15 protein-coding genes and 1 pseudogene are annotated in these 24,686 nt (G+C 39.1%); 7 read left to right on the forward strand and 9 right to left on the reverse strand.

Annotation, left to right across the window (positions count from 1 at the left end; translation table 11 throughout):
• Position 1 precedes the first annotated feature (1 nt).
• The 3 genes and pseudogenes from AC2YHV_RS11175 to AC2YHV_RS11185 form a co-directional block, all read right to left on the reverse strand.
• Positions 2 to 1,207 (reverse strand): annotated as a pseudogene (locus AC2YHV_RS11175) (CDP-glycerol glycerophosphotransferase family protein); the annotation flags it as partial.
• A gap of 123 nt (positions 1,208 to 1,330) precedes the next feature.
• Positions 1,331 to 2,869, reverse strand: a complete 1,539-nt coding sequence (locus AC2YHV_RS11180) for a glycosyltransferase family 2 protein (RefSeq protein ID WP_400450035.1) — start codon at positions 2,867 to 2,869, stop codon at positions 1,331 to 1,333.
• A 96-nt stretch (positions 2,870 to 2,965) separates the two neighbouring features.
• A complete protein-coding gene (locus AC2YHV_RS11185; RefSeq protein ID WP_487373204.1) occupies positions 2,966 to 6,295 on the reverse strand; it encodes a CDP-glycerol glycerophosphotransferase family protein in 3,330 nt (1,109 codons plus the stop codon).
• Positions 6,296 to 7,183: 888 nt separating this feature from the next.
• Between AC2YHV_RS11185 and tagD the strand changes: the two genes are divergently transcribed.
• From tagD to AC2YHV_RS11205, 4 genes are all read left to right on the forward strand, one after another.
• Positions 7,184 to 7,582 (forward strand): glycerol-3-phosphate cytidylyltransferase, encoded by a 399-nt coding sequence (gene tagD / locus AC2YHV_RS11190; protein ID WP_057278149.1) that lies wholly within the window; start codon positions 7,184 to 7,186, stop codon positions 7,580 to 7,582.
• Entirely contained in the window at positions 7,575 to 8,738 is a 1,164-nt protein-coding gene (locus AC2YHV_RS11195) for a CDP-glycerol glycerophosphotransferase family protein (RefSeq protein ID WP_063574677.1), read from the forward strand. The genes tagD and AC2YHV_RS11195 overlap by 8 nt, the downstream gene beginning before the upstream one ends.
• Before the next feature lie 293 nt (positions 8,739 to 9,031).
• Positions 9,032 to 10,072 (forward strand): C40 family peptidase, encoded by a 1,041-nt coding sequence (locus AC2YHV_RS11200; protein WP_454861953.1) that lies wholly within the window; start codon positions 9,032 to 9,034, stop codon positions 10,070 to 10,072.
• Between the two features lie 263 nt (positions 10,073 to 10,335).
• Positions 10,336 to 11,262, forward strand: coding sequence for an LCP family glycopolymer transferase (locus AC2YHV_RS11205; protein WP_487373205.1), 927 nt, complete (start codon positions 10,336 to 10,338; stop codon positions 11,260 to 11,262).
• Positions 11,263 to 11,282: 20 nt separating this feature from the next.
• Here the strand turns inward: AC2YHV_RS11205 and AC2YHV_RS11210 are convergent, their stop codons facing one another.
• From AC2YHV_RS11210 to secA, 3 genes are all read right to left on the reverse strand, one after another.
• Complete coding sequence (locus AC2YHV_RS11210) at positions 11,283 to 13,070, reverse strand: LTA synthase family protein (RefSeq protein WP_487373206.1); 1,788 nt, start codon at positions 13,068 to 13,070, stop codon at positions 11,283 to 11,285.
• Positions 13,071 to 13,313: 243 nt separating this feature from the next.
• Positions 13,314 to 13,775, reverse strand: coding sequence for an SLAP domain-containing protein (locus AC2YHV_RS11215; RefSeq protein WP_487373207.1), 462 nt, complete (start codon positions 13,773 to 13,775; stop codon positions 13,314 to 13,316).
• Positions 13,772 to 16,150: a preprotein translocase subunit SecA gene (gene secA, locus AC2YHV_RS11220; protein WP_487373208.1), complete on the reverse strand. Its 2,379-nt coding sequence runs from the start codon at positions 16,148 to 16,150 to the stop codon at positions 13,772 to 13,774. Before secA ends, AC2YHV_RS11215 begins: the two co-directional genes overlap by 4 nt.
• 247 nt (positions 16,151 to 16,397) lie before the next feature.
• On the opposite strand from secA, the gene AC2YHV_RS11225 reads away from it, so the two are divergent.
• From AC2YHV_RS11225 to AC2YHV_RS11235, 3 genes are all read left to right on the forward strand, one after another.
• Complete coding sequence (locus tag AC2YHV_RS11225; RefSeq protein ID WP_487373209.1) at positions 16,398 to 17,822, forward strand: alkaline phosphatase; 1,425 nt, start codon at positions 16,398 to 16,400, stop codon at positions 17,820 to 17,822.
• 130 nt (positions 17,823 to 17,952) lie between these two features.
• Positions 17,953 to 18,141, forward strand: coding sequence for a hypothetical protein (locus AC2YHV_RS11230; RefSeq protein WP_487373210.1), 189 nt, complete (start codon positions 17,953 to 17,955; stop codon positions 18,139 to 18,141).
• Positions 18,119 to 18,307 (forward strand): hypothetical protein, encoded by a 189-nt coding sequence (locus tag AC2YHV_RS11235; RefSeq protein ID WP_487373211.1) that lies wholly within the window; start codon positions 18,119 to 18,121, stop codon positions 18,305 to 18,307. The genes AC2YHV_RS11230 and AC2YHV_RS11235 overlap by 23 nt, the downstream gene beginning before the upstream one ends.
• A 37-nt stretch (positions 18,308 to 18,344) precedes the next feature.
• On the opposite strand, the gene AC2YHV_RS11240 is transcribed toward AC2YHV_RS11235, so the two are convergent.
• The 3 genes from AC2YHV_RS11240 to AC2YHV_RS11250 form a co-directional block, all read right to left on the reverse strand.
• Positions 18,345 to 20,414, reverse strand: coding sequence for a SpoIID/LytB domain-containing protein (locus AC2YHV_RS11240; RefSeq protein ID WP_487373212.1), 2,070 nt, complete (start codon positions 20,412 to 20,414; stop codon positions 18,345 to 18,347).
• Between the two features lie 323 nt (positions 20,415 to 20,737).
• Positions 20,738 to 22,744: a penicillin-binding transpeptidase domain-containing protein gene (locus AC2YHV_RS11245; protein ID WP_487373213.1), complete on the reverse strand. Its 2,007-nt coding sequence runs from the start codon at positions 22,742 to 22,744 to the stop codon at positions 20,738 to 20,740.
• Positions 22,745 to 22,898: 154 nt separating this feature from the next.
• On the reverse strand, positions 22,899 to 24,335 hold the full coding sequence (locus AC2YHV_RS11250) for a hypothetical protein (protein WP_057278158.1): 1,437 nt from the start codon (positions 24,333 to 24,335) through the stop codon (positions 22,899 to 22,901).
• Positions 24,336 to 24,686 lie beyond the last annotated feature (351 nt).

Below are 24,686 nucleotides of genomic sequence, written 5' to 3' on the forward strand. Positions count from 1 at the left end.
ATTACACAGACCTTCCTAAAAACACTTTTTCTACGACACGGCGTGAAGCCTGGCCATCCTCGAGTGCACAAAACCGCTCGTGAAAATGATTGATATCATTGGTATTTTCATATTTCATAGTCTTGATACTATCAATGACCGCATCAGATGTTTTGACTAACAAACCTGGTGCATTCTTTTCGAAATCAAAGTAAAATCCGCGAAGCTTATCCCTGTAATTTTCAATATCATATACATAGAAAAGCATCGGACGCTGTAAATTTGCGTAATCAAAGAATACGGATGAATAATCGGTTATTAATAAATCCGAAATAAGATACAAATGACTAATATCTTCGTAACTGGATAAATCATAGGCGAATCCTTCATACGCCGATAAATCCAAGTTCTCAGAAACCAAATAATGAAGTCGGAGCAAAATGACATACTCCTCCCCCAATTCCCGTTTCATTCGATCCAGATCCAGTTTTATTTCGAACTTATATTTTCCCTTGCTATAAAACTCATCATCCCTCCAAGTCGGGGCATATAAAACGATCTTTTTCTCTATTGGTATACCCAACTTCTGTTTCAATGAGTCGATTGTATCACGATTATTCCCGTTGTAAAGGATATCATTACGTGGATAACCGGTTTCCAGAATTTTAGAGGCATCGACATTGAAGGCCCGGGCAAAGATTTCACTTGAATAAGCATTCGGTGAGATTAAATAATCCCATTTACTTGATTCGGCATGGAAATTTTCTTTATATTTATCCGTCGTCGTTCCAGGCATATGAACTTCATTCATATCCGCCGCAAGCTTCTTTAGTGGAGTACCATGCCACGTTTGCAAATAGATCGTGTGCTTCGGCTTCGGAATCCAAAGCGGAAGCCTGCTGTTCGTCACCCAATAACGGGCCCTTGTCATTTTGAGCAGCCAACTGAATGAAAAACGATCGAGATATGGAATGCCTGCCTCTTCGAAAAGAGCTGCATATCTTTTATCCACGCTCCAATACATTTTATATTCAGGATGGTTACTCTGCAAGTATTCATAAATCGCCCGGGGATTACAGCTATACTGCTTGCCCAAAAAGCTCTCAAAAATGACAAGCTTCTGGTCCACTGGCAACACTGTGCCCGCCAATGCAAAAGCCATTTTATATCCTCTTAAAATAATTGCTTTAGCCTTATTTTTAACTAGCGATAGAAAGGAAGGTCTCTTAGAGGTTTGTACATTTTCATTTGACATATCCGATCTCCCTTTTTATTGATTAATGATCATTTCAAACTAAAAATAAGCTCACCCAATAAAAGGGAGAGCTTATTTTTGGCGTACTTCTAACAGCTACTCCAAAGACTTAATTGCCAGTCCCAAATTATTTGCCACTGTTGTATAAAACTCCACATTTTTCTTATTATACGTCATCTTATTTTTCAAGATCCTTTTAATATTCACCAATTGATAATCATTGTAGCGAATGAACACTGTAAATAATGACATTTCCATTTTATCAATTTCTTCTAAAGAAACAGTAAACTGACCTCTATTACCTTCTATTTGAACTCCGCAATTGATTTCATTGTCCATTCTTTTTCGATCACGTATCAATACTGAATCTATGTTGTCTATATCATCACCATAAATCTCAAAACTTTGGTGGTAGACATTATCCATGATAAAGGAATCCATTGCACGGGCAAGCATCGGTATCCTGACAAAGCGATATTCGTCCTCCAGAAATGGCAGTTCATAATATGGTAAACCGTCTTTAATGTGATACTTTTTATTAGAATCTCGCTTTAACCATTCAAATAACTTTACGAAATCCTCAATGCGATCCCCCATGAATAATTCAAGAGCCAATTTATAAATAGGCACCTTAAATTCATTCTTAAAATCATATGACAAGTTTTTCGCAGTTTCGACAGCTTCCCTTAATATTTCTATAAAATCTTCTTTATTCTTGGATTTTACAAAAGTTTGGCTGTCGAACGTTTTTACAATATCGTACTCATAAATCCGGTTAAGGGCCACCTTTTTCAATTCAATGGCAATGTCTTTGGATTGAATATACTTTATTATGTCGATATCCGCTTTTCTTTTTTCCAGCACATTCGTAACACGTGTTAAAGAAGAGGGATTTTCTGAAGTCCTATTGACATAATAAATAGGTTTTTTAGTAGTTGATACTGCTCTGACTTTAAAGAAAACATCATTAAAAAACCATTTATCTTCACCGAATTTCATATTCGGAAAACCAATTTCATGTTCTTTAACCATAGGCAGATCCATCATCCTGGCCGTTGGACCCATATGATAAAAAAAGTGCGGAACATCCATTGGGGTGATGCTTCTTCTTTCTTTAATGGAAGCAAACTCACCGATGACACTCTCTGCCTCAGATTCGACTTTTACCGTTTTGCCCACTACATAATCATCACCGGTTTCCTCCAGGATATTATAGAGGCTTTCCAGTCCATCATGGGCAAGCCAGTCATCCGCGTCTAAAAAAGTTATATATTTGGATGTTCCCAATTCAATTCCAATGTTTCTAGGGGTCCCAGGTGACCCATTATTTTCTTGAAGAGTAACTGAACAGATATTTTTATATTTAGCTGTATACTCCTGAATGATTTTATTGGTAGCATCAGTCGAACAATCATCAATAATGATATATTCTATCTGATCTATACCCATTGTCTGATTTATTACCGATTCAATCGTTTTTCTGATGAATTTTTCAGCATTATAAGCAGCCGTGACTACAGTGACCTTTTTTTCTTTTCCTAAAAATTTATTCCTTAAGCCTACAGGGTTATTTTTTATTGAAATTTTACCGCTCTTTAAAAGTTCCCTCGCCTTTTGACGTACCAAGAAATTCATACGATTCCCTCCTTTTATGTAGAGGTAACATAGATGTTTCTATCAGGCAGCCAGTTACCAGTTACTTAAAAGCAACAATACCCTTTATTTCAGGAATCAATCATTAAAAAATTTATCCACGATTCTTTGTGTAGCTTTACCATCCTCTATTCCACAATACTTCTCTCTAAATAAACCATATCTCTCTTTGTATTGCATGTTTATTTCATCAATATTGGTAATAGTATCGATAATCTCCTCAGTCGTTTTTAAAAATGGACCTGGTGCTTCCTTTTCAAAGTCCATATAGAATCCGCGGATGTTATCTCTGTAATCTTCCAAGTCATACGTGTAGTACAAAATCGGCCGGGCAGTATTAGCAAAATCGAACATTACGGAAGAATAATCCGTAATCAATATATCAGAAATCAGGTAAAGTTCCTGGATATCTGAATAATTGGATACATTTATCACGAAATCCTCGAATTCGCTCGGAATGCTGAGATTATTACTTATAACAACATGCATCCTTAACAACAGGATATATTCATCCCCTAGTTCTTCCTTCATTCTTTCCAAATCAAATTTCAGCTCGAAAATGAATTTATTGTTTTTCGAAGTTTGATTATCCCGGAATGTAGGAGCATATAAGACGACTTTTTTTCCTTTTGGTATCTTCAGTTTTTCCATCACTGAGTCGGCAACCATTGAAGCATCTTCCTTGTAAAACAAATCATTTCTCGGATATCCCGTTTCCAATATTCCCCCCTCATATTTAAAAGCACTTCTGAAGGCTTTGGATGCGTATGGACTTGGTGATATTAAATAATCCCACGTCCTCGTTGCACCATGCACCCGATTCAAGTACCCCTCGTCTCTTCCTTGAATATTATCGATATCAAACAGCATTTTTTTCAAAGGGGTTCCATGCCAAGTCTGAATATATGTCGTTTCCTTCCTTTTGCTTAAATAAGTAGGGAAGTTTTGATTATTTATCCAATAACCTGCTTTAGCCAAATAATAATAATATTCCGGGCTTAGGCGTTTGATCAGCTTCGTGTTCTTTCCTTTTATCGGTAAATTACCATTATACACCCAAACTTTTTTATATTTATTATCCCTTTTGACCAGTTCTTCATAAATATATTTGGGGCTATCGGAGAATTGCTTCCCTATCCCACTTTCAAAAAGAATAAGGTTCCGGTCAACCGGTATGATCCTGGACATGATTTTATAAACTTTTTTCATGACAGGGAAATACTGTTCACTTTTCCTAAATCGATTCATAATGAGTTTTGATATCGGGTGGTTATATAATTTAATAAGTGAATTCTGATCTTTTTCTGCATGTTTAATCACTTCGAATATCCTTGAATTAGAATGGACATCGCGATATTTAATAAAACGGTTGGCCTTATCGATATACTTTTTCTTCATGACAAAATCAGTATTGGCGTATTCGGTTAATACACCCAACAATCCATCCAATTCATCAACGATTTCACCCGGAAGATCGTTATCCAAATCCAAATGTGACGGTCTTTTCCCTATGAAACGATCTCTATCAAATTGATAGTAAATAACCGGTTTATGCAGGAAACTAAAGTCGAAAGCAACACTTGAATAGTCCGTGATCATTATCGCGCTTTCCTTAATTAACCTTTGGACATCCACTTCACCCTGACTAATCACCCGAACAGGGGCATCTTTAAAATAAGACGTGAATTTCTGCATATTAGGGTGAAGGCAAAATATGATTTCAAACCCATTATTTTTAGATAACTCATGTAAAACCGGGTGATTCACCAAGTTCTGATACCTTTCGAAATACTCACTTTCCAAAAATATTTCATCGGATGTAATCCAATCTCGCCATGTCGGAATGATGAGTAATTGCCGCTTTGTTAAAACATCATCCTTAAACAGTGAGTCGAACCTAGAAAGTCCGGTCGTGAATACTTCCTTTTCGTTGTACCCAAAATCCGTTACGATCATATCCTTTTCGAAGTCTGAACTAACTAGAAAAACATCCGTACTAAAACCGGAGGATGCATTTTTCCCGTAGTTTGCAACCATGTTCTTTGTGCCCATAACACCATGTTGAAGAAATACCTTAACTCCCTTAACACGATTTTTAAATTCAGATGTTCTTAAGGGATATAAATAATCCGGATGATGTGATGAAATGATACGTGTCGATTCCATTGTCTTTTTAATATGATCCTTTGACTTGAAATAAAGGATATTCCCAAAGGGCTCGACGTTCTTGGCTTCCACGGAATTTTCTTCTATTACATAATAGACTTCTTTTTCAGGGTGGTTTTCCCTCATATATTTAAAAAAGTGATATCCGGTATCTTGGGCTTTATAAGTTCTTTCGCCAATTAGCCAAACATCCTTTTTCTTTTTAAATAGGGCCAAAAAACGCCTCCATCCCATCATCTTTTTTAAATATCGATAACTTTCCGTAGAGAAGTTAAACACTTCCAAAGATAAATTGGATGCTTTAAAGGTATAATATGGATTGATGATGGCCACCCCATTATTCGAGCTCACATCGGTCTTTTTTGTAAATAATTTAGTTCTCGTGGTCGGTCTTCCAACGCGTACCATTTTCGGCTCTTCCTGATCATGTAAATGTAATTTCATGTAAATATCATAGACATCATCTTCCAAATCCACACTGACTAATTGTTCTAAATCCAATTTCAAATCATATATATAACGATTCAGTCCAAATTTCTTAATATTCATTTCCTTATTATGAATAAAAGATAGATTGGCCTGATATTCTTTGCCACTTTGTCTTCCTCTAACTAGGCCCTCACCTTTTATGATCGCGGAATGCTTGGTGAAGATTTGACCATTAACATGCATGGTCTTCGAATTGTTTTTCATTTTTTCAATTTGAGACTTAATCTGAATTTTAGGGGTTTTATTGATGTAAAGAGATATATTTCCTTTATTCGTTATCGAGAATATACTTTGCTTATCTTCATAGGTGTAAATACTTAAATTGTTCGTGTACGTCTCCTGAAAACGCCCTAGACGAATTGGAAATTCAATATGAACCTGTTCGTTCTCTTCTACATATTCAGCTTTATGTTCGATATTAAGTATTGTTTTCTTGCTCAGCTTTTCAATCGGAACGGCTACCTTTATATAACAGTCATAAACAGTCGGTTCATCATCTGCTAATTTCCGCATTAAATCTTTCATATCTACTTTAAAATCAAATTTAGACGAGCTCACCGATTCAGCTATTTTTATTTTCTGATCTTCGTTTTCCCTAGAATATAGCCATAGTTCTTTTGCGCAATAATGTTCTATTGAAAATTCTCCTTTAATCAATAGCATATTTTCCTCTTGCGCAATGGTCAGAACTTGTTTTAGCTTAATTTTAGGCGCTTTTTTTGCTTTCCCTTTTCCAAGAAGCTTTTTAATCATTTTAGACCACCTATAACAAATTATTTATTTAAATAAAAATGAATCATTCATTGTACTTTAAAATCATAAACTTTTTTTGGTTTTTCCTCAATATCATTAAACAGACAGGTGATTTTCCCTTAATTCCCCTTCAATTCCATCTATGAACAAAAAAGAAAATATCCAGGTGATTCATTGTCGTACCAAAACAAAAAACCGCAAAAATCAAATGCATGTCCTTCCATGTTGCCAGAATGGAAAGGGAATAGCAAAAACATGTCTTTCAATTACAAAGAAGTCTTCTTACTATCAAAGTGAACGCTTTCAAAACAGGTCAACCGTTTATATTTTCCCCTCATTAAATGGTTCCATAAAAGTTAAGCGATAGATTTATGGCCGATAGATACCCATCCTCTGTCTTTCACCTTCCACTTTTAGAAAACAGGATTTATGAAGCTCCTCTAGTTGTTCTCTCCTAAACGTGGTAAAATTGTGAGTGGCTTTTCTGATTGCAGCAAGAATGATGAAATCTTTTTTCATTCATTAATGTGAGGGGAATTATTTTTAAATACCATTAAGTATAAATCCTTACATTAATTATGGACACTTTATTATGCCCTTCAGAGTCATACAAATTAGTCAACATTTAATTTTAACTTAAAAAATAATATTTACAAGAATCATCAATGTAAAAAAATGTGGTTTATTTGTAAAAAAATTGTGGTTTATTTGTAAAGCTATTAAGTTATAATTAGTTAGAGAATGTCATTGCCTAAAAAATATAGGAAAACAACAAGCAGAATTAAAGAGCTGGTTGCCTGTTTTATTGTTCCATTTCATATTCTAATAGACCAAATATATATTAATTTGATTGAATAACAGTTCAAGAGTCTTAAAGGAGGAATAAAAATGAAAAAAGTAATCACTTACGGAACCTTTGATTTGCTTCATTGGGGTCATATCAATCTATTAAAACGTGCTAAAGATTTAGGGGATTATCTGATCGTTGCCATTTCTACGGATGAATTCAATGCTTTAAAAGATAAAAAAGCTTATCACAGCTTTGAAAACAGAAAAATGATCCTAGAATCAATTCGTTATGTGGATGAAGTCATACCTGAAGACAATTGGGAACAAAAGAGGGAAGACATCGTTCGCGAAGGTGTGGATATCTTTGTAATGGGTGATGACTGGAAAGGCCAATTCGATGAATTATCCGAAGTTTGTGAAGTGGTCTACCTTCCAAGGACAATCGGCATTTCGACTTCCCAAATTAAAGATGACCTTCTACAAGTTACTAATGGCTAAAGAATTCGCGATAGGGATTTATCTTTTTTGTTTCAAAGTTTTATTCTCTATCTTTAAACTTTTCCCTTTATATGACAAAACGACCTTTGTCACATCATTCGGGGACAATTGCCAATATATCGCAGATGAAATGGACAAGCAGGACATTTCCGTTCAAAAGGTATTTTTAATGAAATCAAGCAGTTCTATACAAGTTAAGGACGATGGGGAAACCATCGTCCTTCCGTTTGAATCAAAAAATATCAGTGCCATGATCCGATCGATTTATCATCTGGCTACATCAAAATGGATTATCATCGATAATTATTTTGGCTTTCTTTCAGCCATTTCATTCAAAAAGCAAGTGACATGCGTGCAAGTGTGGCATGCGGCTGGTGCCGTAAAGCAATTCGGAGCAAAAGATCCTTCCATTAAAAACCGTTCAGCCGGTGCAAGGAAAAGATTTTTTGAGGTATATGGTAAATTCGATTATGTTACGGCAGGTTCAGAGAGAATGGCCGAGATTTATCAAGAAAGTTTCCAACTGCCGGCATCCCATATCCTAAGGACCGGGATCCCTCGGACCGATTTCTTTTTTAATGATGAATCAAAAAGGACTGCCCGTAATGCTTTGCTGGCCAAGTATCCGGAACTTGAGCATAAGAAAATCATGTTATATGCCCCAACATTTCGTAATGACGGCTTGAACAACGGAGAGATTGCTCTTGATTTGGAATTGCTCTACAAGGAACTTAAGGGCGAAAATTATGCGTTATTACTAAAGCTGCATCCAGCTGTAAAAGCAGAGCATGATTTACAAGATAAATTCCCGGGATTCATTTACCCTGTCAATAGTGACTTTCACGTTAATCAACTGCTGATCAGTACGGATCTTTTAATAACCGATTACTCATCGATTCCATTTGAATTCTCTTTTTTGGGAAGACCCATGATATTCTTTGCATATGACTTAGAAAAGTATGTGCAGGAACGGGGATTCTGGGAGGATTACTCTTCTTCCATGCCCGGACCCGTGGTATCCACCACGGAAGAGCTCTTGAGGAAAATCCGTACCGCCGATCATTCATCAATGAAGATCGCTTCCTTTAACCAAAAATGGAATGAATACTCCACGGGAAATTCAAGCAGGAACTTAGTTGATTTCCTTTATAAATAAAACCACCCACTTCGTAAAACGAAGTGGGTTTTCTATTTTTCCATAACCACTGAGCGGAATGCACGCCCTACAAAAAGGTACATTTTTTTCATAAAGTGACAAAGGGAAACACCACGCTCCGAAATATGAAAAAAGACTCACAATATAGAAAATATTGTAGATTACAATACTCAAACGCCACCAATATAAACCAGTAAAATACTACTATTTTCCCCTTGTAACAAAAATGTAATATGTTTAAACCTATTTATTTTGTTAGAATAGGGAAAAAGACATATTCGAGGTGGAAAACCGTGAAAAAAAGTGTTGTCGCATTTTCGACATTAGCCATTTTATCTTCGACTTTTGTTTCTCCTGCCCTTGCCGGTACATATACAGTCAAAAGCGGTGATAACCTAAGTAAAATCGCCCAAAATCATAATACGACGGTAAAAGACTTAAAACAGCTTAATAACTTAAAATCAGACTTTTTGAGAATCAATCAAAAATTAATTACACCCAACTCCAAAACAACATCAAATGCTCCTTCAGTTTCCGTGAAAACAACAAAGAAAACCACATATACCATTGTTTCAGGTGATACCTTAACCAGGATAGCAAACAAGCATAACCTTACACTTGCTGAATTGATGAAACTGAATAACTTAAAATCCGACAGAATTTATGCAGGCGCCAATCTTATCGTATCCAAATCAACCACCACCACTACCATTGATTTACCCGGCAGCTCCAAACCATCCAGTGGCACACAGACCCCAGCCAATTCGTCTACATACATTGTGGTAAAAGGTGATACTCTTTCCAAGATTTCCAGAAAAACAAACTTGACTGTAGCCCAGCTTAAATCAATCAACTCGTTAAAGTCCGATTTAATCAGAGTGGGGCAAAAACTGAAATTAAGTACCTCGGCAAGCACTGCCCCTGCAGATAAAAACGATGGTGGAAAAGTGGAAGCCCCAAGTTCAGGAAACAAAGTGGCCAAGCTCGTTTCCGAAGCAAAGAAATTGATTGGCACACCTTATTCGTGGGCGGGTTCCTCCCCATCAGGATTCGATTGCAGCGGATTCATCTACTATACGTTCAAGAAGGCTGGGTATGATGTTCCAAGGCTTTCATCATCCACCTATTATGATATGGGCAAAAAAGTTACTTCACCGAAAAGCGGCGATCTTATCTTCTTTGCAACGGGTTCCAATAAATCAGTCATAAGCCATATGGGAATTTACTTGGGCGGCGGGGAATTCATTCATGCCTCATCAAGTAAGGGAGTAACGATCAGTACTACTTCAAACTCTTATTTCAAAAGTAAAATCATCGGTTATAGAAGTTTATAAGATTTACTTGCCAGACTTTCTCTTAAAGTCTGGCAAATTTATGAAAAGATTCATAACTTCTATAACTTTTGGAAAAAATGAACGCTGTGTAAACGAAGGAATTCAGAATCCTTCGTTTTTTTGAATGAAAAAAGGTAAATATGCACTCTAACTACAAAAAGAAACTATTCTATTTTTGACAAAAAAAAGGTATAGTTAAAAATACCGACTAGGTACTTTTTCACACCTTCCATTTTGTGGGATGGTAAAGGGAGGAATATTAAATGAGATCCGAACATAAAAAAAAGAAAAAGAAACGTAAAACGTTTAAAATAATCGGCTTCACCCTTCTTATCCTTATCATTGGCGCAGGTGTTTATGGCGCTTCAGTATATCAATCATTAGCCGGTGCGATCAGCACTATGCAGGGCACAGCCCATAAAACGGATAAACGTGTAGAGGACATCAAGTTCAAAAACCAAGATCCATTTTCATTACTAATTCTTGGTGTGGATGAAAGAAAAAATGACTCAGGTCGATCAGATACGATGATTGTCATGACCGTTAATCCTAAAAAAGAATCGATTGAGTTATTGAGTTTACCGAGAGATACGCGTACAGAGATCGTCGGTAAAGGTATAACTGATAAAATGAACCATGCCTATGCATATGGCGGAGTCGCCATGTCGATAAATACAGTGGAATCCTATTTGGATATTCCGATTGACTATTACGTCAAAATGAATATGGAAGGCTTTCAGGATATTGTGAATGCCGTTGGCGGTGTCACGGTCGATAATGATATGGACCTTGCCTATAAAGGATATAACTTCAACAAGGGCACAATCGACTTAAATGGTAAAGAGGCCTTGATTTATTCTCGAATCCGTAAAGAAGATCCCCGCGGGGATTATGGACGGCAAATGAGGCAACGCCAAGTTATCCAAGCTGTCATGAAAAAAGGGGCAAGCCTATCAACACTTACCAATTATGACGATATATTCGAAGCTTTAGGTAAAAACGTGGAAACCAATTTAAGTTTCAATGAAATGTTGAGCATTCAAAATAACTACAAATCATCCCTCAAAAATATTGAACAATATACACTTGAAGGTGACAATCAACGGGTAGATGGCATTTGGTACAACATCGTTCCAGAAGCTACAAAGCTTGAGGCCCAAAATCGTGTTAAAACACATTTGGGATTATAATGGAAGGAGGATGACTTTTATCAGTCATCCTCTTTTTTTACCTCTTTCTCAATTTTTTTAAAGTAATCGGAACGTATCACCTGATCACTCAGACCAATCTCCTTTTGATCTTGTGGTGAAAATCCTTCGGCCTTGCCTTCCCCATTTATTTTCATTTGAGAACCATAATCCCCTTTTAATATCAAGGCATCACCCTGTTCGCCATCCAGCATGCTCTCTCCAAAGTATGAAGAACTCTTTATATTGAACAAATCATATAGAGTGGGCAGAATATCGATTTGGCCCGCCACCTTATCAATCGTTCTCCCTTCCATATCCTCCTGATAAATGATCAGGGGAATGGGCATATATTTTTCAATCCACTCTTCATCGCTAATTTTACTACCATAATACGCTTCAACCTCGTGTTTATCTTTCAAAAATAGCCCATTATGATCTCCGTAAATGACAATTACGCTGTCTTTCAACTTCCCGTCATCCTTCAACTTCTTCACGAAATCCCCGATAGCTGAATCTGTATAATGAATGGCTTCGAAATATTTAGTCAGGTAACTATTTTCTTTTCCAACTTCAGGCTTCATTGTTATCTGTTCCTTCGGCAGAGAAAAAGGTACATGGCTGGTCAAAGTAACGAAAAAAGCGTAATAGGGGTTTTGTTTATCTTTTAAGAAATCATAGCTTTGATTAAAGAAACTGCGGTCTCCCAAGCCCATCGAAATCATCTCGTCCTGCTTCATATCCTCTATGGAAAGATAGTCATCAAAACCTAGCGAAGGATATGCGTGCTGCCTATTCCAAAAGTCTTCTTCATCTCCGTGGAAAGCAAAACTTTGATAATCCGACTTCTTTAATTCCTTGGCAAGACCAGGAAAATCATTATAAGGGAACCGAAAAAAGGTCGCACCTTGCTTTAAAGGAAATAGTCCGGTATTCACGATAAGCTCTCCATCAGATGAATTTCCAAATACCGTCTGCGGATATACATGCGGGAAATACAATCCCCCTTTCGCCAGCCCATTCATGAATGGCGTGACCTCCTGCCCGGCACTGGTTTGAAAGAGCGGAAACGACTGTAAAGATTCCACCTGGATGATAATGAGATTCTTCCCCTCCAAGGATTCTGAATGGGCATTTTCCTTTCTTTTCTTTTTATTGAAGTAATCAGAAACGGCCTTCTTTTCTTCCGAAGATATTTCATCCCTTCCCGAGTCAGTAAAATAGGCATACGCATCCAATGCATGATGACCGATAGGGCCCCAGGTTCGCAAGAAGGTATTTGCCTCATAACGCCGGGTTATATCTACTTTGTCGATAAAGATATTCTTGACCGGTTTTAATCCTGCTATCATCAGGAATATTACGGCCGGCACAAGTGCCATATGCTTAAGGGGGTATTTTTTCTTCACAAAAGATTCAGCAATTGGAATGCCTGCCAGAAGAAAGATTGCATCCTTGATTTCCATCATACTGAATATACTTTCACCTAGCCCATTCAGATTGCTTTTTTGCATCCACATATAGGATGTTATAGGTGTCGAATAATAACGATAAAACCAGATGTCCCCAAGGAAAAAGACCATGATCGAAAGAAGGAAAACTGAAAAAATGATGCCCTTTACGATTCGATTCGATATCCATTCCTTCAGATAAACAACAAAACCGGCAGCACCGATGATTATCGTAATTATTCCAATAGAAAGATCGTTACCCATCCTATCATTCGTATAAATGAAAAGTATGGCCACGATTGAGAATGACAATAACTCAAATAGCCTCTCCTTCAAGCGTTGATTACGGTTATTCTTCATGCTCCTGCCACTTTCCTCTTCATTATTTCCAAGCCTTGGTTAGGCTAGATTGCGGAAGATTACTTATAAATATTACTTAGCGTTACCATTTATGAGAAATTGCACACAGAAAATGGCATAAATATTTGGTACTACTGACCTCCCTTATAAACAAAAAACCTTCATCACTAAAAGGATGAGGGCTTTGCTTTGGCGCTCCGGCAAAAAAGTGCCGATTGCCGCTAGACTCATGCGGTTGTTTTTCTACTTTCTCTTCCATTCAAAAGCAATCTTCCAACCTTCATCAGGAATCGATTCCGCCAACATATCCCCTTCCTCGAACAAGAAACGCCATGGCATGCATGAAAGTGCTGGAAGCTCACCAAGCTCTGTGAGATCGAATGTCTTTTTCGCGAGGAATTTTCCATCTCGATCAACTAACAGTAAATCCACGATATCAAAACTGACAGCTTTCTCTATTGAACTTCGCAGAAAAGCCTCTATGATGACATCATCTTCCACCCTAGTCAGCTTGATGCCGGATATAGAAATTTGGTTCGGTTTTAATGCAGGCAGCCTTTGATGGTGGAATTTATATACATATTCCTCTTGCTTGGAAATATCCCACCCCTTGTGAAACATCAGGACAGTATGAAGGGTGTCATCATGATTTGCTAACTTAGGTACATCTGAAGCTGCATTATCCCTTTTTCCAAATAAACTCATCGTTCCTCCCCCTCGAAAGAAGCTGCATCTTGCTGATTGCTTTTCATATATTCCATAAAACGGATGCTTATCTCCGCCTCAATTTTACTTAATAGAAGGTTGAATTGACTGAGAGCTGCTTTTTCAAACAACGCATATGGGTCCTGCTGACCATATTCGCTTAAACCAATGCCTTCCTTCAAACTGTTCATTTCATCTAAATGGTTCATCCAATTTGTATCGATGTGCTGCAGCATGAAAGCGCGCAACTGGTTTCCCCATTCTGCATCGGCTTGAAAGATCACCAGTCTCGATTCCCATTCACCTAAAGCCTCCAATACCCTTCCTTCAATTTGGCCTTCTATATCCTTCAAATCACTTTCCTGCCAACCTAACGTCAGCAAAACAAAGGTCAGCTCTTCAATTAAGGCAGAGGAGTCAGGCTCCGCTATATGTTCACGGTCATATTTCACGGTGAGCCGAGTAATGTATTTTACGATGTAGTCAAGTAAAATGGCCGACATCCGTTCAGGCTCCATATCAAGAATCCGATCTCTCATTGCATAGATGATTTTACTCTGCTCATTTAATGCATGTTCCAACTTCAATATGTGATATCGGCTTGATTGATGCATCTGCTCTACCGAATCCTGAACCATTTTAACGAATTTATCGGGTGCAGGGCCCAGCACCAACCCATTTTCATCCGTTTTGATTTTCTTGATATAACGTCCCAATTCTTCTTCATCATAGTAATGAAACAAATCATCTTCCAAAGAAATGATGAATTGTGTTGAACCAGGATCACCCTGCCGCCCGGAACGTCCTCTTAACTGCATATCGATCCGACGGCTTTCGTGACGCTCCGTCCCGATAATATGAAGGCCGCCCAATTCCTTGACATCATTCCCAAGTAATATATCCGTTCCTCTCCCAGCCATGTTCGTAGCCAGCATCACTTGTTTTTTTTGCCCGGCATTCGCAATGATCTCCGCTTCATCCTCTTCCGTCTTCGCATTAAGGATTTGATGTTTAATTTTCCGATTATCCAGTTGAACCGAAATTTTTTCAGATTGCTCAATGGAGGTCGTCCCGATCAGGATAGGTCTGCCTTCATCATGAATCCGTTTTACTTCCGTGATAATTTTGTTGATTTTGCATGTTTCATCTTTATAAAGCAAATCAACCTCATCCACTCGAATAATAGGCTTATTAGTTGGAATTTCAATGACGGGGAGCTGATATATTTCCTGGAATTCAGACTTTGATGGTATGGCACTCCCTGTCATCCCAGACATTGAATGATATAATCGAAAATAATTTTGGACGGAAATCATAGCCTGTGTTTCATTCTCTTCGGAAATCTCCAATCCCTCTTTTGCCTCAATGGCTTGATGCAGCCCGTCACTGAAGCTTCGCCCTTCCATCACCCTGCCTGTGAATTTATCGATGATTGCAATCTTTCCATCGATGACAATGTAGTCCACATCCAACTTCATGATTGCCCGCGCTTTCAGCGCCTGTGTAACATTATGTAATAACTCTTGATGCTCCATTCCATACAGATTGTCGATGCCAAAGGCCTCTTCAATCTTGGAAGCACCTTGATCCGTGAAGAAGGCGGACCTTGACTCGATGGAAATCTCGTAATCATCCTTTTCTATAAATGTCTTCATGATTTGCGCCGTGATCTGGTGAAGCTCGGTTCCGTCGTTTGCCCTGCCCGCAATGATTAATGGTGTCCTCGCTTCATCTATCAAGATGCTGTCAACCTCATCGACAATGGCAAATCGGTGTCCTCTTTGAACCTTGTCTTCCCTTCGATAAACCAGATTGTCACGCAAATAATCAAAACCGAACTCTGTTGCCGTCCCATACGTGATATCTGCCGCATATGCTTCACGTTTCGCGGAAGGTCCCATTTGGGAAATGTTCAAACCGACCGTCAATCCTAGAAATTCATGAATTTGTCCCATTAACTCTTTATCACGTTTGGCCAAATATTCATTGGCCGTAATAATATGGACACCGTTACCGAACAGTGCATGTAAATAGCTAGGCAATGTAGAGACAAGCGTCTTCCCCTCGCCCGTATTCATTTGGGCAATGCCCCCTTCACTCAGGACAAAACCGCCTGCAAGCTGAACATCATGGTGTCTAAGATTCAATACTCGCTTGGAAGCCTCCCTCACGACCGCAAAAGCTTCGGCTTGTATATCCAAAACATTATCACCAGCATCCAAAATGCTTTTAAATCTATCCTTCATTCCGCTTAATTCCAGATTTGAATATTTTTCATATTTACCCTCTAGCCGATTCACTTCTTCTACCAACTTATAAATTCTCTTCAAGTCTTTAGAACCTTCTTTGAAGAACTTTTTCATACTGGATAGCATAGGGTTTTCTCTCCTATTAATTCAATTGACCTTTAGTGAAATTATATCAGTTATGTATTTACTGTTTATAAACTTTATTGTAATTATATAGAAATTCTTTTTTTTTTTGAAAGACAAATTATACAAAAACTGACTTGATGCCGCTAACCATGCTAAAAAGATTAGCTCCATACTGAATATCAGGGAGGGGTTTTTTTATCGATTTAAACAAATAATAGGAAGACTTTCACCCAATGGAGGATTTCAGATGAATAAGACAACCAGATATAAACTCGTACAGCCGCATCGCTTTGGATTATTCGTTCTTATAATTTTCATTATTAGCCTGAGCTCCCCTATTCAAGCAGAAACAAGAAACACCCCCAAGAATGTCATATTGCTGATTGGCGACGGCATGGGGCTAGGGGCAATAGAAATTGCCCGGCAATTGGAATATGGAAAGACAGGTGTACTACATTTGGAAAAACTGGAGCATGTCGCCCTGATGCGCACCTATTCCGCCAATAATTACGTCACTGACTCGGCAGCAGGAGGGTCGGCGATTGCCACTGGTATAAAAACCAACAATGAATCAATCGGTGTCGATGCCAATGGTTCCGAGGTGGATAGTGTATTGGATGCCTTTCAGAACAATGGCAAAAAAGTCGGGATCATCTCAACCAATATGGTAGTCGATGCCACACCCGCTGCCTTTGGTGCAAGTGTGCCTAACCGCTGGACAGGTGGCGCAAATATCGCGAGGCAGCTCTTTGATAACCGGATCGATGTCATTCTCGGCGGTGGTGCCAGCTATTTCGATGTGGATAAGCAGAATGGCGAGAATTTAATCGCCAAATTTAAACAAGCTGGCTATGGGATTACGACGACTAAAGAAGAACTTAGTTCCATTAATAATCCGGCAAAACTTTTAGGATTATTTCACCCTACCTATATGAATTTCAAACTGGATAAAGAAGTTTTACATTCCCAAGAGCCATCCCTCCCCGAAATGACATCCAAAGCGTTGGATATTTTATCCCGGGGTGATAAGGGATTCTTCTTGATGGCCGAAGGTGCGCGTATTGACCATATGGAGCATGCAGCCGACATCACTGGAATATGGAAAGAAACCATCGAATTTGACCAAACCGTGAAAGAGGTTGTAGATTGGGCAAAAAATCGAAATGATACGTTGATCGTTGTACTTGCAGACCACGAAACAATGGGGACCTCCGCTTCTGAAACAATGGATATCACGGCATTGAAAAAAATCAGGGTTTCATCCGAATATATGTCCAAACAGCTTACATTCGATAAAAATAATGAAATCAATCCAGAAAGTGTCGTTTCCACATTCAAGAAGTATGCACATATATCTCTTACGGATCAGGAAGTCGATCAATTCATTGATAACGTGAGAAAGAATAAAACGCTTGTCTATCCAAAGCATCAAATCGACTGGGAAATCGGTAGCACCATCGCCAGGCACCATAAGGCGGGCGTAGCTGATCGAAGCATACGGGCAGCCAGTTCCACAGGAGGACACACAGCCAATATGATTCCCGTTTTCGCCTCGGGTCCAGGCAGTGAAGCCTTTGATGGAGTCATTGAAAATACCGATATTTCAAAAATCATCACAAAAGCCGCTGGCGTTCCATTCACACCCGGTCAGCATAAAACAAAAGAGGAATGAATGCATTCATTCCTCTTTTAAGATTCTCATTTTCATTTTGATTAGCGTCCGTTAACTCAAGTTATGGCGAAGTTTGCGGGCATTACTCACGAGTTTAATGCATTTACTCGTGAGTTTGGGGCATTTACTCGTGAATCCTTGCTTTACTCGTGATTTTGCAGCATTTACTCGTCAGTTTACGCCTTTTACTCGTGAATTTGGTGCATTTACTCGTGAGTTTCCGCCTTTTACTCGTGAATTTGGTGCATTTACTCGTGAGTTTCTGCCTTTTACTCGTGAATTTGGTGCGTATACTCGTGAATCCGTGCTTTACTCGTGATTTTGCAGCATTTACTCGTGAGTTCACGCCTTTTACTCGTGAGTTTGGGGCATTTACTCGTGAGTTTCCGCCTTTTACTCGTGAATTTGGTGCATTTACTCGTGAGTTTCCGCCTTTTACTCGTGAATTTGGGGCATTTACTCGTGAGTTTGATGAAGAGTCATGATGGCAAAAAAAGACGCCATGATTGGCGTCCTGCTCATTCATTTTTTTATATGTTTTTTTAATACATACCCAATTTGGCTTCCCTTTTTCACTTTGTACCACTCATCTTGTTGAGCCAAGATCGTTACAGATTGGTCCCTGTATAGATTCCCAACCGTTTCAGAAGATGCATTTCTATTTTCTTTAATATATAATTCGCTTGCTGTCACTATTCCCGTCGTCTTCTTGATCGAGATTTTCGTTGAAATGGTTTTCTGATTGTCACTCTTATCCTTAGCTGAGATTGTCACCGTAAATATCCCGCTGGACATATTTTTGAAATCCCATGTTGCGGATTGCCTGCCTTTACTGAACGGCCTTTCAGAAAGGATACCGACAACCTTCCCTTTACTGTTCTTGATTTCCACTGTTACATTAGCGTTTTCATTAATTATATATGTTATGTTCGCTTGCTCGGTACTATAGTCACCCGATGTTTTGACTTCGGTGATTTTCGGTGCCGACGTATCTTTACTGATCTTAATCGGCATTGTTGCCAAACCTTCATTCCCGTTGCGGTCCATTGCTGATATTTCTGCTTTATATGTACCGTTACTCACCGCTTTTGTGTTCCAGATTGCTGAATGGGTACCCTTTTTCATTGTTTGGTCACGAACTGGGGTAGCTATAGATTTCCTTTTACCATCTTTAATCGTAAGTGTGACCACAGTATCTTCTTTTAGGGAGTATGTGATTCCAACCTCATCATTGACATGATCCGTTTGCGCTTTCATGCTTACTGAATTCGGTTCTGACTTGGCGACATGATCCGTTTTAAATCCAGCGCCTGGTCCATATTCCCTTTCTATAGTTGTGTCAGGATAATAAAATCCCAAAATATCTAGATAGGATTGTCCTGCTTCCGCTCTGTTTTTCGCCCCAAACTGACTTAGCCCGACACCATGCCCATATCCTGATCCTTTAATAGAAATTTTGGAGTGATCGGAGGATGAATGGTCAACCAGATAGCTTTTCATCACCTCTTGCCCCACCATGCCCCTGATTTTGGAAGCTGATACATTAGTAAGCCTAACCGTTTGCGGCAGAAGCTTTCCCCGGTCATCAACGAGGTCCCTTACATAGAAATTCAATTGGATGGAGCCTTTCGTTACACGGCCTCCCATTTTCTCATCTGAAAATGTTAATAAAGGAATCTCCGTTATTTTAATATCTTTCTGCGCATATCCATTATTCTTCAGCCAAGCCTTAAGCTTCGGCACAACCGTTTTATCTTTTTCCTCTACACTTGTCCACCATTCTTCCGGTTTAGCTAAGTCCATTTTTGAAAGGTCGATTTGCTGCTTGTCCAGCGTTATCTCCCAACTGGTTTTCGGATCATAGAAATCTTCTTTTATTGATAAATATGCAAGGGGGTTGCCACTTGACCAAACATTTGAATTCGATTCGGTCATTCCTCCATTGCTTGAGGAAAAGAACGCTTCGATTATTTCGCCATCATGCTTGATTACCATGCCCTTCGTCTGCTCAATGGCTGAATTAGTTCGATAGTGACCGGCAGCCCCGCCATATACTTGGTAAGAAACCGTATCATCAATTATTGTGGATTGATGGCGAAGTGCATAGGTCCGGGCGGCAATCGCCTGTGCTTTTAAGGCTTCGGAGTGCCATAGTGCAGGCATCTCCAGCGGGACGACGCCCTTTAGGTAATCTTCCATATAAACAGTATTGATCGGCCGGATGTAACCGTCCTCCGCTGTAAATGAAAATAAGCCTTGGTACGGACGGCCGTTTATGGATAATGAAGAATCAGGTTTAACTGGTATTACCTTAAAAGAAGCATAAGATCCCTTTTTCTTAGTTCCTTTGTATACGGCAAGTTTAGCCGACTCCACTTTCAAAGTCAGATGTTCCCCCGCCTTTATGAATATCTCTCCCCTTGATGTACGGTAGTCCCCGGTTGCCGTTATTTCGGCACTGGTTCTATTGCCCAAATAATTCTTCAGTTTCACTTCCATCGTTGAATTTTCTTCTGCTGCCGTCGCTTCATGAGAAGGAAATGCAAAAAAAGTGATAAAAAAAGCGATAAACAAATACTTTAATCTTTTCATTCCTTTTCATCCTCATTCCCATTCTATTCATCTTTCAAGGATTTTTGAATTAATCCTATTCAATCCATCGGCATGTGGTAACATAACGGCCTGGATGATGTCACTCTGTAAACATCATGATTTCAGGACGTTCCGGGTATACTAGCAAGTTATTGAACTCCCTTTTTACATTCTGTATGCACGACCCATTCTCCTTCAAATCCAGCTTCATTGCCGCCACAAATTAGAATCCACAACCAAAATAAAGCAGGACATGGAAGAAGCCAATGTCCTGCTTTTTAATGTTTAAATGCTTGCCCAGTTCAGATGGGTGAATTTTTTCTTTACTTTAAATACTTCTTCAACACCGGTTTCATTTGGTCGACAACGACATGGCTGCCGCCTCGTCCTTTTACATCTTCCATCATCCATGCCATGAGAAGTTCCGGGTCTTCTGTGTCCATGGCAACAAACCAGCCGTTTTCTGTTCCGTCCGCGTTTTTGGATGCCTTGATTTCAGCAGTTCCCGTTTTGGCAGCGATTTTGATGCCAAGATCAGCTATTCCATGTCCGCTTCCCTTAGGATGCTCCACTACTTGTGTCAACATCTTGGTGACCTGATTCGCTTGGTCTGCTGATATCGCATTTTCTTTCCATATTTTCTTTTCTATTTTATCTCCAGTTATTAAGAAAGGTGCAGGAATGTTTCCTTCATTCAAGAAGGCTGAATAGGTCATGGCGAGGTGGAGCGTGCTCATTTGAACTTGCGCTTGACCATATCCGGCATCTGCCAATCTTCCCTCACTGTCGATCTTGCCAATGCTCGATGCTTTGATCGGATAATCATAATTCAAAGACTCATCAAAGCCGAAAGCCTTGAGTCCATTCGTGAATTTTTCCTTTCCAAGCCCGAGAGCTTTTTGGGCAAAGTAAATGTTGTCTGAATAAATTAATGCCTTTTCCATATCGATTGGAACTCCAGGGTCCGAAACCCTTGTAATGGAATGATCTTTCCATGTCGATTTGGCCCACGTTTTCCCTTGGATATTGATCGACTCTTTCGGATCCACACCATTTTTCAAGGCGATCGCCGCAGTGAGGGCCTTAATGGTTGAACCAGGTGCAAACGTCGAACTGAAGCGGTTCAGAAGTGGTTTTTTCGGGTCTTCTTCAAGCGCTTTTTGTTCTGCTTTCGTTATTCCGAAAATATATTTATTAGGATCGAATGACGGACTTGAAACAAGTGCAAGCGTTTCGCCTGTCTTCGGATCAATTGCTGATGCCGAGCCAGTTTCGTTCTTATATTGCTTGAAGATATCCTTTTGAAGCTCAGCGTCGATGGTCAATGTAATTGTTTCTCCCTCTTCAGCAGGCTTTTCAGCAATCACCTTTTCTTCGCCATCTTCGGTTTTAATGAAGATTTTACCGCCAGGTTTGCCTTTAAGCCGAGCTTCCAACACTTCCTCAAGACCTCGCTTGCCAATTACATCACTTGCGGTATATCCTTTTCCTTTCAATTTCTCCAGGTCCTCGGCCGATGCCTCACCGACATATCCGATTAGGTGGGCAGTGGCCTCTTTATACGGATATATGCGCTCTTCCGTATTATTGACAGATACCCCGGCAATGCTCAATAGCTTTTCCAAAGTTGCGCTATTATCATTTGACACTTTCTTGATGGGCACGAAATAGCTTGGCTTTACCCATGTTTGTTTTAATTTCTGATTCACTTCGTCAGTGGACATGTTGAGGATTCCAGCGACCTTTTTAACTGTTTCGGATTCGTTGTCCATTTTCTCTGGCACGATTCCCACTTCTGCCACCGTTCCATTCATGGCGAGGCCGCGTTCATTTCGATCGACAATTTCCCCGCGAATGGCTGGATACGATTCAACCGATACCTTCTCACCAGCTTCCAATTGAGGGAATATGTAGCTTTCATCCCACTTGATGTACCAGTTTTCTTCCTCGCCTTCCCCTTCCTTGACAAGTGTCGCTTTATGATCAGAGCTGACAGCGCCCGCCATAGTGGACATATCAACGGTATATGCAAGGCTTACCTTTTCTCCATCTTTATGATCTTTTTCTTCTTTTGGCTGTTTATAGTCCACCTTTAATTGGTCGGCTTCAATGCCCGTATAGATTTTTTCATAACGCTTCTCAAATTCATCCGCACTGATTTCTTTCCTTGTCTCAGGTGACAGATACTCATACATCTTCGCAAAATCTTGTTTATTCCAAAGCTTCGTGTATGCCGCAAAGCGCTCTTCCGGACTTGGCTCATCCGAGCATCCGGCCAGGAACAATACGCTCATCAACAATAAGCTGGAAACTAAAGCTAGTTTCTTCATGATTTCCTCCTAATGAATAGTTAGAATGATATACCTATAGTTTAGCAAAATATTAGGGGAATGGGGGATTTTACATGCTTAATTTCTTCATTTTTCTAATTAACCATGATTTTTCTAAAACAAAAGTCCCGTACATCGCGTACAGGACTTTACTTTAAAGCATTCTTTTTTTTCGGCTTTTTTTCTCTTGCAGCCATTTTTTCAGGAAGAAAAAGCCCAGGATGGCTGAAATGATGAGTCCGCTTGTCGTTACAATGACAGCTACCCATTCGTATAAGGTGTAATCCATATACGCTTTCCATGGTAATTTCCCTTTCCAATCTTCAATGTATAGATTCATTCCGAATATACCGGAGACCACCGTATAAATCGTTAGTATTTGCAAAAGATAATTACTGCTTTTCCCAGACAGTTTATCCTGATTTTGATAAAGGTAGGAAAGTGTTTCCTTCACTTCTCTGTAGAGAGGGGCAATCCTGAAGGTTTCATCCGTTTTTTTGAAAAGCTCTTTACCGATTGCCGTACTATTCACTTCAGTGAATAAGTACTTTGCAGAAAACTGAGTGATCATGAAAATCAGCTGTTCTGTATCCGATTGATCTTTTTCCACATCAATCTGGGAATGTTCATGAGCCAATTTAAGCAGTACGATCTTATAATAGAAGAAAAGCAACAATGTATAAAAATGCTGGCCGTACATTTCGCTTGCCAGTTCTTGTTCCAGTTTACCTGTCGCTTTCGTGACACACGCGAAATGATACATGCTAGTTACATAATAGGTTTCCTTGCCCCACCTGTCATATACCCTTTCTTGATAATATTTTTCTATATAATCAGGGTTTAATGCGCCTATATATGGCTCACCATCATTGTCATACCCGTTCAGCTCACTGATCCGGAATAAATCATTTTTAGAAATATCACGATTCTCAGGGAATGCCGTATAACTGATCACATACATTCTTTCATCGATGAAAAAGGGCAAACTCCCAAAATAGGTCGGATCCGCTTGTTCTTCATCTATATATTCCTCAATAGGCGGCAACAGTTCATTAAAGATGAAATCCTTCACTTGTTCATACTGATTTTCCCGGCAGCCAACTTTCGTTTTTTCTTCATCATCAGCAATCGGTTCGAGGATTCTAAATGTATCGCCAAAATAGAGCACATCATTATGTGAAAGCCCTTCAGGTAAAGTAACACGAAGATTCATCATGCCAATATGAAATGGGCATATGAAGATATCTATAGAGTTAATAATAAATGGGGTATTTAGATAGGGTGATTCGAAGGTACAATCAATATCCAGTTTTTTCGTGAAACGCCGCAAGCCTTCCTTCTGTTTTGCATGACCCGGAAATAAAATCGGCTCGATGTATGGCATGAAATACTTTTCCAATTTACGGTGTGAAACTTTATGGCCGCCGTAAAATTGATTTTGTTGTTCCATATCTTTCAAGTTCAAAAAAACGAAATTGTCCTCAAGCAATTTTCCCACAAACTTTTCAATCATTTTTCCTTCAAGCGTAAATGGAAAAATGAACTGCTGGAAAGTTCGCTTCGTGGGATCATTCTTCACTTTCACATCCATAAAATATATTCCTCCGATTAAACTGCTATAACACAGGTTTAATTCATCTTGATTCTTATATATTTACCCATGTATATACAAACAAAACGAAACATAATATAGAAATAAAGTGGACAAATTATCCAAAAAGCAAAAAGATCCCCCAAGCAAGTGCTCGGGGGCCATCGAAAAGAGTTCTTCAACCCTCTTCACTTTAGGGTACTAGAAACTGATGTTTCTAATGAAAAATCCGATATTCGGACCATTTTAGCATTTTTTTAAAGTATGATAAAACTCGAAATTCTCCCATATTTAGGCTTTACCACTTATTATCATCTAATTAATCCTTATATGCAGGGATTGACAGATGAA

Source organism: Peribacillus sp. SRI_006 (genome assembly GCF_057586375.1).

Bases quoted from the DNA above. Each gene is read 5' to 3' on its own strand.
- AC2YHV_RS11180 (WP_400450035.1), bottom strand. From the start codon at position 2,869: ATGAATTTCTTGGTACGTCAAAAGGCGAGGGAACTTTTAAAGAGCGGT.
- AC2YHV_RS11185 (WP_487373204.1), bottom strand. From the start codon at position 6,295: ATGATTAAAAAGCTTCTTGGAAAAGGGAAAGCAAAAAAAGCGCCTAAA.
- tagD (WP_057278149.1), top strand. From the start codon at position 7,184: ATGAAAAAAGTAATCACTTACGGAACCTTTGATTTGCTTCATTGGGGT.
- AC2YHV_RS11195 (WP_063574677.1), top strand. From the start codon at position 7,575: ATGGCTAAAGAATTCGCGATAGGGATTTATCTTTTTTGTTTCAAAGTT.
- AC2YHV_RS11205 (WP_487373205.1), top strand. From the start codon at position 10,336: ATGAGATCCGAACATAAAAAAAAGAAAAAGAAACGTAAAACGTTTAAA.
- AC2YHV_RS11210 (WP_487373206.1), bottom strand. From the start codon at position 13,070: ATGAAGAATAACCGTAATCAACGCTTGAAGGAGAGGCTATTTGAGTTA.
- AC2YHV_RS11215 (WP_487373207.1), bottom strand. From the start codon at position 13,775: ATGAGTTTATTTGGAAAAAGGGATAATGCAGCTTCAGATGTACCTAAG.
- secA (WP_487373208.1), bottom strand. From the start codon at position 16,150: ATGCTATCCAGTATGAAAAAGTTCTTCAAAGAAGGTTCTAAAGACTTG.
- AC2YHV_RS11225 (WP_487373209.1), top strand. From the start codon at position 16,398: ATGAATAAGACAACCAGATATAAACTCGTACAGCCGCATCGCTTTGGA.
- AC2YHV_RS11240 (WP_487373212.1), bottom strand. From the start codon at position 20,414: ATGAAAAGATTAAAGTATTTGTTTATCGCTTTTTTTATCACTTTTTTT.
- AC2YHV_RS11245 (WP_487373213.1), bottom strand. From the start codon at position 22,744: ATGAAGAAACTAGCTTTAGTTTCCAGCTTATTGTTGATGAGCGTATTG.
- AC2YHV_RS11250 (WP_057278158.1), bottom strand. From the start codon at position 24,335: ATGGATGTGAAAGTGAAGAATGATCCCACGAAGCGAACTTTCCAGCAG.